This is a genomic window from Streptomyces dengpaensis (assembly GCF_002946835.1).
GTDB classification, from domain to species: domain Bacteria; phylum Actinomycetota; class Actinomycetes; order Streptomycetales; family Streptomycetaceae; genus Streptomyces; species Streptomyces dengpaensis.
Genome location: NZ_CP026652.1, coordinates 1,539,247 through 1,553,094, shown reverse-complemented (window position 1 = coordinate 1,553,094; position 13,848 = coordinate 1,539,247). Strand labels below are relative to the sequence as shown.

Sequence of the window (13,848 nt, the reverse complement as noted above, 5' to 3'; positions counted from 1 at the left end):
CCGTGTCGGCTGAGTAGAGGAGGAACGGAAGTCGCTCGGGAGTCAGGCGGCTGTGCTGGTGGGGAGGAAGAGCGAGGTTTTGGCGGCGAGCCGTTCGGACCACTGGACGGGAGGTGCGCCGAGCTCGGTTTCGGCCAGGCGTTGGCGCTGTACCTCACCGGTTCCGGCGGGCGAGTAAGTGTGCTGGACGTCCCGCCAGAGCCGCTGGAGCGGGTAGTCCGTGCGCAGGGCGTGGGCGCCGTGCAGTTCCATGGCGTCCTGGCCCGATTGAACGGCCCATTTGTGGTTCAGGTACTTGGAGTTGATGAGCCGGTCGTCGCAGGTGCGGCCGGAGTCGAGCAGGCGTACGGCGAGGTAGGCGAGCTCGCGGCTGGCCATCAGCCGGGACTTCATGTCGCCGACCCGGTCGCGCAGGACGGGGAGGTCGGCGAGGGTGCCGTTGTAGCGGCGGCGGCTCTCAAGGAAGCTGGCCGCGCATTCCATGATCGCTTCGTGGATACCGAGGGACACCGCGGCGAGGTTGGGTCGGCCGTAGAGGATGCTGCTGCTGTAGGCGATGTCTTTGCCATCGCCTACTTCGCCGATCACGTTGGCCTCGGGTATTCGGACGCCGTCGAAGGTGAGCTTGCCGAAGCTGAAGCCGTGCAGGCCGAGGGAGGGTCGGTGCGGTTCGACGGTCAGCCCGTCGCGGTCGTGTTCGACGAGGAAGGCGGTCAGGGCGCGGGAGCCGGCCTTCTCGGCGGAGGCGGTGCGGGCGATGACGCAGTGGACGTGGGCGATGTGGCTGTTGCCGATGTGGACCTTGCTGCCGTCGATGATCCAGTCGCTGCCGTCGCGGCGGGCGGTGGTCTCCATGCCGAGCACATGGCTGCCGGTCTCCTCTTCGGTCACCGCGATCGACAGCAGCGTGTCCCCGGAGGCGACCTGGGGCAGCAGCAGGGCCTTCTGCTCGTCGCTTCCGAAGTGGATGATCATCGATGTGGGCAGCTGGCTCGCCTGCAGGATGGCGCCGGCCGCGCCCGAGGCCCGTGCCACGCGCTGGATCATGAGGGTTTTGGCGAGATGTCCCGCATGCATACCGCCGTATTGGCGGGGGATCGTGGCGCCGAACCATCCCTGCTCGGCCATGAGCAGGGCCAGGTCGCGTTCCACGGTTTGGGGGGAGGACTCCATGCGCTGGACTCGGGGGGTGACTTCCGCGGCGGCGAACTCGTCGAAGTGCTGGGCCAGGGCTTCGTAGTCGGGCGTGAGATCCGGAGTCGTGGACGACATCGTGGGCATCGTTGTCTCCCCCTCGGGGTGGTGGTCGCGGGTTGTGCGGCCGGGTGAGCGGGTGCTGCTACTGCGGCTGAGTACGCAGGGAGAGGGCGCCCATGAGGAGGCCCCCGAGGTGTCCGACGAGCTGCCAGTGCTCGCGGGCTGTGGAACGCGGCTGGGGTTCGGGGCTGATGAAGCAGACGGTGCCCCGCGCCTTGTTGGTGTGCTGGTCGATGAGGGGAGCGCCAGCGTAGAAACGAACGCCGAACTCGTCGATCACCGGGTTGCTGGCGAACTCGGCGTAGGCGAGGGTGTCGTGCAGGACGAAGGGCTGGCCCAGGGTGGCGACGTGCGGGCAGAACCCGTGGGTGTACGGCATGCTCCGGCCGAGCAGGGGAAGGTCGCTGCCGGTGGGATTGGCCACGCCGACGAACACCTGCTCGCGCTCGCCGAACAAGTTGACGATGCCGTAGGGGGTGCCGGCCGCATCCGCCACCGTCTTGGCGAAGGTGTCGAGCGCGCCGATGGCAGGAGCGGCAGGGTCGAAGCTGGCCGGCAACTGCGTCTGCCAGTCGGGCCCCTGGCTCTGGGCGAGCAGGGCGGACGGCTGGCTGGCTCCGGGGCCGAAGGCGTCGTTCACAGGGGGGCTCCTTGAAGTATGTGCGGGTGATTGCGGGTGCGGGAGAGCGCGTATTCGACGAGGTGGAACAGCACGCCGGCCACGGAGGCGGTGTTGCGTGCGTCGCAGACCAAGACCGGTACTTCGTCGGAGAGCTCGAGCGCGGCCCGGACCTCGTCCGGCGTGTAGCGGTGGGCGCCGTCGAATTCGTTGACCGCGACCAGGAAGGGGATGTCGCGTTCCTCGAAGTAGTCGACCGCGGGCCAGCAGTCCTTCAACCGCCGGGTGTCGGCGAGGACGACCGCAGCGATTGCTCCCCGGGTCAGCTCGTCCCACATGAAGAAGAAGCGGTCCTGCCCGGGAGTGCCGAACAGCAGCAAGACCACGTGCGCGGGCGGAGGGAAGGTGCGCCGGCCGAAGTCCATGGCCACGGTGGTTCCCGTCTTGTCGGCCAGGAGGGAAACGTCGTCGATGCCCTCGGAGGCCGCGGTCATCAGCGCCTCAGTGCGCAGCGGTGCAATCTCCGAGATGGCACCGACGAACGTCGTCTTGCCGACGCCGAACCCTCCCGCCACGACGACCTTCAACGTGGCCGGGGCAGCACTAGCACGAGGGGGCGGCGGCAGGTTCGACAGTGAGCTTGCGGAGTCCCTCAAGGACGGCCTCCAGAAGTGAGATGTCGGCAGGGGCGCCGGGTCGCGATGCAACGGTGATCAGTGCACCGGCGTCGATGAGCCGGGACAGGATGACTTTGGTGATCTGCAGGGGGACCTCGATCAGGGCGGCGATCTCGGCTACCGTCGTCGGCTGTCCCCGGCACACTTCGATGGCACGCTGGGTTTCCGGCCCGAGCGTGATGGCCAGCCCGGTCTCCTCGGTTACCAGCATCGTCTGCACTTCCAGCGGATGACTGGGAGTTGTCTGGCCGTCGGTCAGGACATAAAGGCCGGGAACCTCGGCGTCCTCACAGGTCCATGCCGGACCGCCGAAGTTCGCCATCTCACTGGCCGGCACCGGCGTGAGCTCCGCTGACACGGGCCGGCGTACTCAGCCGCTCACCCATCCGCCGGATGGTCTGCACCATCTCGTAGGCGACGGCACCCTCGTCCGCCTCCCACGTGGTCCACACCCCCAGAACGCTGTCAACGCGTGCCGGATCCCGTCCAGCACTCAGTGACACCTCTGTCGGCACGCCGCGCCCGGCGCGCATCACGATCACGGAGAAGGTCTTGTGCTTCATCAAGACCTGTTCCAGATCCCGGCCCGTGCTGCCGTTGAGCTCGGCGACCCCGTGGGCTACGCCGTGCATCCCGGAGATCACGGCGGCCATCCGGTCGGCCTTCGTCTCTGCTTCCTTCTCGTCGCTGTCCAGGCCCGCGTAGGCCAGTACCATGCCGTCCTGCGAGGCCAGCACCGCCCCGACCACGTGGGGCAGGCTGACCAGCGGCTCGAACAGCCAGCCCAGGACCTGCCCCGGGCGGCTCGTGCTCGTCTCGTCGGTCATCGAAAATCTCCGTATCTCCGTACCTTGTACGGTCGGCGCCACGGCGAACCTGGCGCGGTGCGTGGGGGATTGGGGTAGCGGGTCTCTAGCCCGTGGGCTGGCTCGACGGTCCCGCTGCAGGTTGCTGTGGAGCGTCGGCCTGCCAGTCGTGCTCCGCCCGGCGGGTCGCGCCGGTGATGTTGGACACGAAGTCCGCTTGGGGCGGGATGGGTGGTTCCTCGCGTGGCTCGTCGAGGGCGGCTTCCTCGCGGGGCTGCTGCCGCTTGGGGCGTTGGGGAAGAGCCGGCCTTGTGCCGGGCGGGGTGCTGCGTGCCGCCGAGGCATCGTGGACAGCTGGGACAGCGGCCCGTTCCGCGGCGTGCTGCACCGGAGCCTTCCGGGGCACCGAGGGAGCCGAGCCTTCCGCGACCACCAAGCTCGGCCGAGGACCGCTCGCGGCCCTTGGCATTGCACCGCGGTAGGCAGCGTCGGCGGTGGACGACGGCGGGATGCTTTCGGCCCGGTTGTCAGACACTGCCGGCCCCGACGATTCGATCTCGCCCGGCTTTTCCAGCAGGCTCCAGGGCACCACCACGAGGGCTGTCGTACCGCCGGTTATGTTCCTTCGCAGCTCGACCTTGATGCCGTACCGGCGGGCGAGCTTCGCGACCACCAGCAGCCCGACTTGCCGCTGTCTGAGCCGCTCGGACAGGTCCGAAGCCTGCGGATCGGCCAGCAGGCGGTTGGACTCGCGCAGCAGGTCGTCGTTCAGCCCCCAGCCCCGGTCTTCGATCTCCACGGCCAGTCCCGCGCCTACTGGTTCGGCTCGCACGAACACCTTTGTCTCGGGCGGCGAGCACAGCGTCGCGTTCTCGGCGAGCTCGGACAGAATGTGGATCACGTCCGGGCCAGCGACACCAGGAACCTGCACAGCCATCTTCGGCAGGGGGATGCGCACCCGGGCGTACTTCTCGATCTCCCCGGCGGCGCCGCGCAACACGTCCAGCAACGGGACCGGCTGGTTGACCTGACGCGACTTCGCACCACCCAGCGCCGCCAAACGGCCCCCTGACCGACGGATGCGCCTGAGCAGGTTGGCCAGATCGAACAGCGTGTGCAGCTCGTCGGGATCCGACACGTGCTTCGTGCGTTCGGTCACAATGCCCAGGGCACGTACGACGAGCGTCTGAAGGCCCCCCGCGAGGTAGACGAGCGTCGACGCCAGCTCGACCTGCTTGCGGTTGACCACCGCCATCCACGCTGCTTCGTTCGCCCCGATCAGAAGAGACTCCAGCTCGCGCCACGGATCGTTCGGCGGCTGGGCCGGCTTCGTCGACCCGAAGTCCGGGAAGTCGGGCTGGTCACCGCGATCGAGCTGCTCCAGCAACACGCTGATGTTCTTCGGGCCGTCCTCGGCCAGGGACTTGTACCGGCGAAGCCAGCCGTGGACCCGGTCGTCATAGTTGGTGCGCTGCCGGTGAAGCTCGCCCGCCATCCTGACGGCCATGCGGTCGATGACCAGGATCACGCCGACGCATCCCAGCGCGGCTGCCAGCGCCAGCCACCCCGCAGGAATGCCACCGGGCGCCTGCGTAGCCCACGCCGAGGACAACACCACTACGGTGAGCAAGGGCCCGAGCACCAGCAGCCGCAGCCGCAACCTCAACCCCTTCTCGGTGCTGAGGGGCTCAGCCCCGCGTTCACGCCGTTGGCCACGTCGGTGGCTGTTCGGGCGCGGGCATGACAGATCAGACATGGGTGACCTCGCCGAACGTGGCCTTGACAGGGAGGAACGGATGGCCGGCAGCGGTCTGGGGAGGGCAACAGGGGCGACCGGGCCGGGACTCGGGTGGGAGTGGCCGCCGGGGCACACGCGCCGTACAGCAGCCGACGGGGGAGGCGGCGTACGGCCCCGGCCTATGAGGGTGCCCTGGCGGCCGGTCTGCATACGGATCCCGCTTATCGTCTCGACCGCACTCTGTACGACGCGGCTTATGGACGGAGCGAGCGAGCTGTCGTGGAGATAGAAGCCGAGGAGTACGGCCGCTATTGCGTGGCCGGCCTTGAGGCCGCCTTTGCGGATCAGCAGCCACACCATGACGGCCAGCACAACAACCAGGGAGACAGTGATGCTCACGGAATTGGGTTTCTGCTGGGCGAGTGCGTCCGAGGGGCCCCGCGTTACCAATCGGGTCGGCGGCAATGCCCCGCGTGAATGCGGGACTTGAGGCGTCAGCGCGCCTGACGGACGGCGCGCCTGCGCAGCTGGTGACCGCATTGGTCCGGGCGCGGCTGAGATGGGCCGACAAACCGGCTAAGGCGGGAAACGGGGCGGGCACGATGTCCTCCGGGGGCGCAGACTTGTCGTCTCGCGTCATGTCCGCGACGCCCGGGTGACCGTTTCCGGCCTTCTTTGATTTTACAGGTAAACCAGGGAAGTAAACGATGCTCTCAGGTCAGAAACCTGTGAAAATTACATGTGCACAAGGGTGTTGGCGCCCAGAACGGGAAATACCGCTGCTCTGCATGTTCGGTGCTGCTGGTCAACCGTGCTGAAATTCTCTCCATCACTGTCATGGCATCGTCGGCTCAACTCCTGCGGGGCCAGTCGACGACGAGGCGGCTGCAGGGCTTGTCCATGACGAAGCGTGGCTCGGAGGCTGTCAGTTGGTTGCGGGCGTCACCGACGGCCATGCGGAAGCTGGGTTCGGGTGAGTTGTTCCCCCAGTCTTGGTTCCACTCGCTGATTTCGGTGGCGACCTGGTCGGCAAGTTCAGCGGCGCGCGGACCGTGGCCCATGACGCCGATCTGCCAGAACGTGCCGTGCTCGTCCTCGCCTTCCTGCTTCGTGAGGTAGGCCAAGGAGTCATTGTCGAGTGCGGTCATCGAGCCCCAGCCGAAGTTCGGGATGAGGCCGGAGCGGGACCCCGGCATCCGGGACAGGCCGTTCGGCAGCACGTATGCCAGATACAGGTAGAGCCACTGGTAGGAGTCACCCTTGCGGAACTTCACGTTGGTATAGATCTCGGCCGGGGGCTGGTCCAGGACGGTGCGGATCGCCTCGCGGTCGACGCTCTGCTCGCTGTAGGTCTCCAAGCGCACGTCGCCCTCACCTGCCATATCGACCATGGTTCGGACGTCGTCGCAGACGCCCTTGCGCAGGGGGACGAACGTCATCATCTCGGTGGAGACCGTCCGCCAGGTCTGGCCGTCGCGTTCAAACGCGAAGCTGCGGGAGATGCTGCCGCGAATTCGCATCGGGATGACGAGGCGTCCACCGGGGGCGAGCTGGTCGAGAATCTGCACGGGGATGTCCCCGGCTCCGACCGTGAACTGGATGCGGTCGAAGGGCGCATGCTCGGGCAGACCGGCGGCGCCGTCGCACAGTGCGACGGTGACGTTTGCGGCCCCGGCTTGAGCGAGGTTCTTCCGCGCGCCGTCGACGAGGTCCTGGTCGACATCCACGGTCCACACATGGCCGTCGAGAGCCACGAGTTCTGACAGCAGCCGGGCGTTGTAACCGGTGCCGGCCCCGGCTTCGAGGATCTTGTGGCCGGGCTGGGCGCCCAGTTGTTCGAGCTGGGTGGCGACGATGGAGGGTGCGGAGATGCAGGAAAGCAACGCACCCGTCGCGTCGTGCTTGATCGCCACGGCGTCGTCGACGCAGGCGCTCTGAAGGTCGACACCGGGGAGGAATCGATGGCGCTCGGTGCCCCGGAACGCGGCGATAACTTCCGGGGTGCGCAGGTGGCCGCTGTCGACGAGGCGGCTCGCGAGCTCGTCGCGCCATACGGCGGGATCGGTGACGGGCGTCACGGTGGTCTCCATTCGCGCGAGGTTAGGGGCTGGCGGGGTGGAATGAAGGGGAGGCGCGTCGGTGACTTCCGCCTCCACACAGGCGACTTGGCGGCGCAGCCGATGCCTCAGCCTCCTGCTTGCCGGAAGCACTCAGGTGTGGTCGAAGGCGGCGATTGCGTGGCGGGTGAGAGCGGCACGCGCCCCACGCCCCCAGAGCATCGGCGGTCGTTGCATCAGCTGACGCCTGGCCGTCTCGCATGCGGCGATGCCCCTCCCTCCTCGGTGAGGCACTGAGTGAGGCTCGCCCCAGCCGTGCTGACAGCCCGCGTCATCGTGGACAGCACCGATTCCGGCAGGGTGCCCCGGCCGAGGCCGCCGTCGTGGACGATCGCCTCCAGCTCGTGCCGTGACCGCTCGTCGGCCGGTGGAAAGGTGTGGCGGAGGATTTCGCGTGCTGCGTACGCGTCGCGCGCCTGTGTGGTGTCGCTGACGATCGCGTCGTACAGGGGGCGTGCGAGGACTTCGCAGCCTTCCGGCGCCAGGTCGATCGCCGCCAGGACCAGCCGCACCCGGAACATGCGTAGGTGTGGCGGGTCCGGCTCCAGCGCATCCCGCACGGCGAGTGCCGCAGCGGCGAACCCTCTTGCGGTGGCGCGGCCCGCCAGGTGGTTGGCGTAGTGGCGGAGGACCTGCGCGACGGCTTCCTCCCATGGCTCCGTGATCGTGGCTTTGTCGATCAGGGAGTTGGCCGTGTCCAGAGCGTCCGTGCGCAGGCTCGCCACGATGCGTGCTTGCCTGCTGCCGTGCAGCCGCTCGGGTTCCTTGTCGTAGGCGGTCGCGTGTTCTGCCGCTTGACGCCATTGGTCAGTGGCGACGAGGAGCCGGGTGCCGTCGTCGAGCAGGAGTTCGTGGAGCCAGGGCTGGATGTGATTCAGGGTGGCTTCGGTGGTGAAGCCCGTGAGGTCGATGGTCTGTCCGTGGACGGTCACGGTGCCGCCGTTGTGTGCGGCGTGGTGCACGCTCATGAGCTGCTGGTAGGCGGCCTGTGGGTCGCCGGTTCGGGCGGTCAGCCGTACGAGGTTGACGATGGGCTGGAGGCTGGCGATGGCGGTGTCCCCGGTGACGGGCCATGCGGTCTGGAAGAGACGGAGCTGACGCAGGCAGAGGTCTGTCGCCAGGTCGGTCAGCCCGCAGTCGGAGGCGATCAGTGCGGCTAGGTTCCAGGTGGCGCATGCGAGGTTGATCCGGTCGGGGAGCGGTCCGTCCTGCGCCGACTTCTCCCCACAGGTGCGGACTTCGTCGATCCGGGCGGCGAAGCTGGGGTAGACGAGATGGGATCGGCTGACCAAGGGGAAGCGCCTGGAGAGCCGACGGAGCTTTGCCTGTGGGTGGTGTGGCGGCGCGGTCACGGCATCGGCCTTTCCGTGGGGTCAGCGGGATGCAGAATCGCGGTAAGTGCCGCGTGAGCGAGAACGCTCTGGGTGCGGGCGGGCAGGCCGATCCGGTTCCAGTGGAAGATCACGTGGTAGGAGATGACCTCGCGCAGGCCCCGGTCGAGGGCTCCGTCCCGGGCGGCTGTGCCGAGGTCTCTTCCGGCCTGCCGAAACGCGCTCACCCAGTCGGCGGCGGGTTTGAGGGTGCGGTCCGACTGGAGCATGGGGCCAGAGGGGCTGGTGTCAGCGATGAGCAGCTGTCGGAGGCTGTCGGCCATGGCGTGGACTTTGGCGGCCGGTACGTCTGAGGGAAGGGGCCGTTCCTGGGTGACGCGGTGCCACGCGTCTCCTTGCTCGTACCACTCCAGTCCGGCGGCGCGCATCAGGGTGGCGCACAGCTGCAGTGACAACTCCCGGCGGCCCAGCTTGCCATGTGCTGTGGTGAGGATGGCGTGGCTGTCGGCGTGGAACAGGGTGTGGGCGATGGTCATGCTGGTGTCGCCGCCGAACGCTGCGGTTTCGGGTTCGTAGATGCCGGGCCACCAGCGGTGGACTTGTCCGGCTGCCGTGAGTTCGTCGAGCATGTCGGCCAGTGCCAGGGGGAGCTGCGTCCCGAAGGCCGGGAGCAGCCGCATCCGCCAGCACGGGTGCTTACGGATGAACCACCATCCGGTGATCAAACCGTCCTGTTGGGCCAGGTCCAGGACGGGGACGAGGTGGTCGGCGGCGGTCTGCTCGGCCTTGTCCCAGTCGGTGAACTGGATGTACAGCTGACGCCATGCCGGGGGTCCCGCCTGCTGGGCGAGAGCCTGTTGCCCGGCCTGCTGGTAGACGGCGACGGCGGCGTCCAGGTCGGCAGGCTCGAGTCCGACGAGGGCTGCGGCGGTGTCCGTGTCGGCGCCGGCCATGACGTCCAGCACGGCGTGCAGGGTCGCTTCCAGGCGGGAGGGTTGGTTCAGTCGATCAGTAGGCATGCGTCCCATCCCGAGGTCGGCGCAGCGTCGTGAGCTGCGGTGGTCAGGGCGAGGGCGGTGCCCGCGGCGCCTTGCAGGAGGCCGGGTTCGCGGCTGGGATGGGCGTGCCGGGTCAGGGCGGCGGCCAGGTCGGGCAGGGTGGCGCGCAGAGCCGGGGCGGCAGCGTCGTGGGCGGCGCGGAAGGCGGTCTGATAGACGCCCGCCCAGCCGTGGCACAGGCCGGCGTCGGTGATCTTGGACAGCTGCTCGGGATCGGTCAGGCAGCGGACCAGGGCGTCCTCGTACAGCCGCTGGCGAGCCGGGTCGCGGCGGGCGAGGGCGGCGAGCTGTCCGGCGCGGGCGATGCCGGGGGTGCCGTAGCACCAGCTGGGCCGTGCCGGGCCGCGCTGGGCGGGACGGCCGGCGCGGACTTCACCGAGGCGGAGGTGCTCGGGCCACCAGAATCCGGCGGGGCCGTCCTGCCGCCACGTGTCGAGCCAGTGAACGATGGTGTCGATGGCGTCTTCCTGGCCGTCGACCCTCACGCCTTGGCGCAAGGCGCGGGCAAGGAGCAGCAGCGGGCCGGTAATCCCGTGGGCGGCGCCGAAGTTGGCGTGGCCGGCGGCGACGGTGGACGGGGTGAGGTCGGGCTGGTGATCGACCCACCAGCCGGGCAGCATCCCCTGGTCACCGTGCCGGATGGGGCGGGTCAGCCGTACGAGGTAGGCCAGGACGCGTGCCATCGCAGTGCCGGACGGGGACTGGCGCAGCAGGTACGCGCCGATGCCGGTGAGCCCGTAGAAGATGTCGTACTCGTGGAAGCCGGCTGGACGCCCGTAGCGCATACGAGTCCGCGCCGCGTCGCATCTGCGGTGGGCGAGTTGAGCCACGTGGTGGTCCAGGGCTGCCAGCGCGTCCTGGTACCGGGGTGCCTCGGCGGTGACGGCGCAGTCGAGCATGAACGCTGCCGCAGGCGCCCCCAGGTACAGGCCGCTGGTGTCGGCGGCGCTGACGGTGGTGGCGACGGCGGTTTTGATCCAGGGGTGTGCCTGCTGCCAGGTGCCGTCTCCGGTACGGGCGCGCTCGATGTGCAGGAGCGAGGATCCCGCGGCGCCGGCGGCCAAGTCCTGCGCCGCCCAGGGCTGGTCTTCGGGCGGCGGGACGGGGGTGGCCAGGTGGCGGGCGAAGGCGTCCGCCAGCAGGGCCAGGCTGGTTGCGGTGGTCACGGCTGCCGCTCCCGGTGTCGCAGGGCGCAGGCCCGGGCGAGCCGTCCGGTGGCGCGTTCATGATCGGGGTCGACGGGCAGCGCCCGCACGCAGTGCTCGTGGAGCAGCGACCGCAGCACGCTGTCGGAGTTGTGCCCGGTGGCCAGCTGCTGCCGGTAGGCGGTCAGGGCGGCAGCGCGCTGCCGCCAGGCGGCGGCGACCTCGGAGCCGCCCGGCAGGGCTTGGAGAGCGGTGTGCTCGGGATCGGCCAGAGCCTGGGCCAGGGCGATTCGATCCCGGGGTATGGGGCCGCGTTCTTGAGGGAGAGTGCGGGTCAGCCAGTCCGACGCCTGATCTGCGTCGCCGGTGAACCGCACCGCCAGGTCGAACATGCTCGCAGCGGTCAGGGCCTGCCCGGTGGCGGCGTCATCCGCAGCGGCACGGATCTGCGCCACGCCGGCGGCCGAGTCCGAGGCGAACACCAGGTGCGCGGCGTCCAGAGCGGGGCCGTGCCCGTACGGGCCGGTCTGCGGCGGGTAAGTAGCCAACTCCAGGCGGGACGCCAGATGTTGGCTGCTGAGGGCGCCTGCCCATACGTTGACCAGTTGGGCGGCCGGACCGAAGGCGGTTGGATCGGGGAGGCGCAGGTACAGATCCAGGTGCTGTTCGGAGTCCGGTCGGGTTGTGTCGCGGTGGCGCCTGAACCACCAGAGCGGCATGGTGGCGAACTGGGCGAGCAGTGTGGGCAGGTGGCCGGTCAGGATCTCGTCGTACCGCTGGGGGTGCGCAAACAGCCGGGCATACAGGACGGTGGACTGGCTGGGCGTCCCGGGCGCGGCGGCAGCGGCATCCGGCGGGCGGGGCGTGTCGGCGGGGGTGGAGTTCGCCAGTGGGATCAGGAGCTGGTGGGGGCGGCCGATCCATGCCCAGTCCCGCGCAGTGGTGCTTTCACGCAGTTCGACAACGCGGTTGCGGTCCACGCCGGCGCGCAGCAGCGCCCGGTGGATGTGCTGCTCGAGGTCGAGGGGCAGCTGCTGGCCGTCTTCGACCAGAGCAAGGTGATCGGGGACGCAGAGCCGTTCACGCCACCGGGCCAGTGCCTTGTCCCAGTCGGCCATAGGGGCGGACCGGCCGGGCAGTTCCTCGGCGGACAGCAGCCAGCGGGCAGGCGCGAGGATCGTCCGCTTGTACCGCACGCGTGGCAGGTACGGCAGGGTGGCGGCGACGCCGAAGTTGAACGCCCGGTAGGCGGCGCTGCGGGCGGTGGTGATCTCCGCCAGGAACCGGGCGAGCGGCGGTGTGTGGACGGACGCTTCCAGCGCATGGGCTACGCGAGGCTCGACGTGCTGCCCCGTTGACCTGCGCACCAGATAGAACCGGCGGGTATCCGCAGTCACCGCCAGGTCGTCGAGCGGGATCACGCCGGGGCCGGACTCGTGGTGCTGACCGAGAGGGATGGTGAAGGGCAGGAACTGCACGGTGCGGGCGATGTTCTCGTTGCGGCGCCGCCGAGGGGTGAACGACAGCTGCGCCGCGATGGCACCGGGGCTGGCGGTCGCGTAAGAGTCGGTGAGCGCGGTCTGAGCGGACTGCGGGAGAAGGTGCGCGAACCGGCCGAGCATGCTGCTGCCAGGGCGGGGGGCTCCGGTGACGAGCAGCCGGTAGTCGCCGCACTGCACGGCATCCAGAGTGGGGGCGTGGATCTCCACGGCGATCTCAGCCCGGGGCAGGGGCAGCAGCGGTTCGGCGTGGCCGGCGGTCAGGTCGGCGATCGTCGCCCGGGTGAGGACCAGCTCACGCCTCCCATCGAGCATCGCCTCCTGGAGCAGGCGCAGGACCTTCTCGTCCCGGTCGGTCACCTGATACGGCGGGCGGGCGCGCTCGGAGCCCAGGAAGCCCGCGGGCAGGCCGAGGCCGCTGTCCGCGACCAGGTCCAGTACGGGCACGAGGGCCTCGTTGCCGTACCGGTCGAGGAACCGCTGGTGGTAGTCGCGCCATTGCGGATACCCGTACGGATGAGGCGACAGCTGGTGCATGACCTGGGCTGCCTCGGCGGTTTCGGCCAGGAGGGCTTCGGGGATGTGGGCGGTGCAGTCCAGTGCAGCGTCGACCAGCAGCGGGACACGGCCGGTGGCACTCACATGCTGCATGCTCTGCGTCAGCGGGTCGCCGAGCGTCCAAGGGGCGACGGTGTCCGGGTGATTCAAGCCGCCCCGGATCGAAGCGAGCTGGGAGGCCAGCTCTGTGATGTCGGGTATGCCGATGGCGTCTGCTTTCTCCAGCTCATCGCATAGGTGGGCGAGCGTGTCGACGGACGTCATCGGGGGCCACAGGCTGCTGATCAGGATGTGCTTGCTCAATAGGTCGGAAATCAGGCCAGCGAGCTGCTCGGGGCGTGCGGTGGGGAACTGCCCGGACAGACGGCGCACGAGCAGCTCGTACGGGATCGGGGTGCGTGCAGCCTCCAGCACAGCAGCCACGGGCCGGGTCAGGCGGACCGACAGCTCTACCGGGGCGTAGCCGGAGGTGTGCGCGTCAGTCGGCATCCCGTCCACCACATGCCGGTTGCCACGTGACCGGCCGGTGTTGTTGGCCACGACCGTCAGCCGGGCCAGCAGAGCGGGGTGGCTCTCCAGGCGAGAAATGACGTCCGTCAGCCAGTCGGAATCAGGCCGCAGAACAGTCCGGTACCCCTCACCCCACAGAATGTGGGCGGCTTGAGCGGGCTCAGCAGGGGCGACGCCGGCGAATACCCCGAACGGCGTGGGCCGGTGGTTCCACCGCAGGAGGTACGCGGCAACAGACCGGACGGCCCGCCTGATACGGCGGCCGTCGGTGACGGTGCCGTTCAGGATCTCGGCGACGCGCTGACACAGGACGGGGCTGGCTGCGAACAGCGCCGTCGGCACTGGGGCGCGCCATACCTCCTCCAGCCACTGCCGACCGCGGATCGTGGCGTCGTCGCCGTGCAGGTCAAAGTCCGGTACAGGGATCGGCTGGGAAGCGGTGGAGGCGCGCAGCAGCATTCCGGGCTGCCACTGATACGTGAGGGGTATTCCGTGGGCCACCGGTGTCCCTTCCTGTTGTGGGGTGCGCGGAC

General features: G+C 69.2%; 11 protein-coding genes. All 11 read right to left on the bottom strand.

The window, feature by feature from the left end; genetic code table 11:
- Nucleotides 1–42 precede the first annotated feature (42 nt).
- The gene (locus C4B68_RS07100; RefSeq protein WP_099498557.1) at nucleotides 43–1,281 is read right to left on the bottom strand and encodes an acyl-CoA dehydrogenase family protein; all 1,239 of its coding nucleotides are present in this window, start codon (nucleotides 1,279–1,281) and stop codon (nucleotides 43–45) included.
- A 58-nt stretch (nucleotides 1,282–1,339) separates the two neighbouring features.
- Nucleotides 1,340–1,897: a GAF domain-containing protein gene (locus C4B68_RS41785; protein WP_167459032.1), complete on the bottom strand. Its 558-nt coding sequence runs from the start codon at nucleotides 1,895–1,897 to the stop codon at nucleotides 1,340–1,342.
- On the bottom strand, nucleotides 1,894–2,451 hold the full coding sequence (locus C4B68_RS07090; protein ID WP_306510874.1) for a GTP-binding protein: 558 nt from the start codon (nucleotides 2,449–2,451) through the stop codon (nucleotides 1,894–1,896). Before C4B68_RS07090 ends, C4B68_RS41785 begins: the two co-directional genes overlap by 4 nt.
- A 28-nt stretch (nucleotides 2,452–2,479) precedes the next feature.
- The gene (locus C4B68_RS07085; RefSeq protein ID WP_099498556.1) at nucleotides 2,480–2,890 is read right to left on the bottom strand and encodes a DUF742 domain-containing protein; all 411 of its coding nucleotides are present in this window, start codon (nucleotides 2,888–2,890) and stop codon (nucleotides 2,480–2,482) included.
- Nucleotides 2,877–3,380, bottom strand: coding sequence for a roadblock/LC7 domain-containing protein (locus C4B68_RS41780; RefSeq protein ID WP_167459031.1), 504 nt, complete (start codon nucleotides 3,378–3,380; stop codon nucleotides 2,877–2,879). Before C4B68_RS41780 ends, C4B68_RS07085 begins: the two co-directional genes overlap by 14 nt.
- 85 nt (nucleotides 3,381–3,465) lie before the next feature.
- Nucleotides 3,466–5,019, bottom strand: coding sequence for an ATP-binding protein (locus C4B68_RS07075; RefSeq protein ID WP_180289134.1), 1,554 nt, complete (start codon nucleotides 5,017–5,019; stop codon nucleotides 3,466–3,468).
- Between the two features lie 929 nt (nucleotides 5,020–5,948).
- The gene (fxlM, locus tag C4B68_RS07070; RefSeq protein WP_167459029.1) at nucleotides 5,949–7,187 is read right to left on the bottom strand and encodes a methyltransferase, FxLD system; all 1,239 of its coding nucleotides are present in this window, start codon (nucleotides 7,185–7,187) and stop codon (nucleotides 5,949–5,951) included.
- Nucleotides 7,188–7,390: 203 nt separating this feature from the next.
- A complete protein-coding gene (locus C4B68_RS07065; RefSeq protein WP_240634209.1) occupies nucleotides 7,391–8,506 on the bottom strand; it encodes a hypothetical protein in 1,116 nt (371 codons plus the stop codon).
- 56 nt (nucleotides 8,507–8,562) lie between these two features.
- Nucleotides 8,563–9,564, bottom strand: a complete 1,002-nt coding sequence (locus tag C4B68_RS07060) for a thiopeptide-type bacteriocin biosynthesis protein (protein ID WP_099498551.1) — start codon at nucleotides 9,562–9,564, stop codon at nucleotides 8,563–8,565.
- Nucleotides 9,546–10,769: a lanthionine synthetase C family protein gene (locus tag C4B68_RS07055; RefSeq protein ID WP_099498550.1), complete on the bottom strand. Its 1,224-nt coding sequence runs from the start codon at nucleotides 10,767–10,769 to the stop codon at nucleotides 9,546–9,548. The genes C4B68_RS07060 and C4B68_RS07055 overlap by 19 nt, the downstream gene beginning before the upstream one ends.
- Entirely contained in the window at nucleotides 10,766–13,816 is a 3,051-nt protein-coding gene (locus tag C4B68_RS07050) for a lantibiotic dehydratase (RefSeq protein WP_099498549.1), read from the bottom strand. The genes C4B68_RS07055 and C4B68_RS07050 overlap by 4 nt, the downstream gene beginning before the upstream one ends.
- Nucleotides 13,817–13,848 lie beyond the last annotated feature (32 nt).

Excerpts from the sequence above, each read along its gene's own strand:
- C4B68_RS07100 (WP_099498557.1), bottom strand. The coding sequence starts at position 1,281 with ATGCCCACGATGTCGTCCACGACTCCGGATCTCACGCCCGACTACGAA.
- fxlM (WP_167459029.1), bottom strand. The coding sequence starts at position 7,187 with ATGGAGACCACCGTGACGCCCGTCACCGATCCCGCCGTATGGCGCGAC.
- C4B68_RS41780 (WP_167459031.1), bottom strand. The coding sequence starts at position 3,380 with ATGACCGACGAGACGAGCACGAGCCGCCCGGGGCAGGTCCTGGGCTGG.
- C4B68_RS07060 (WP_099498551.1), bottom strand. The coding sequence starts at position 9,564 with ATGCCTACTGATCGACTGAACCAACCCTCCCGCCTGGAAGCGACCCTG.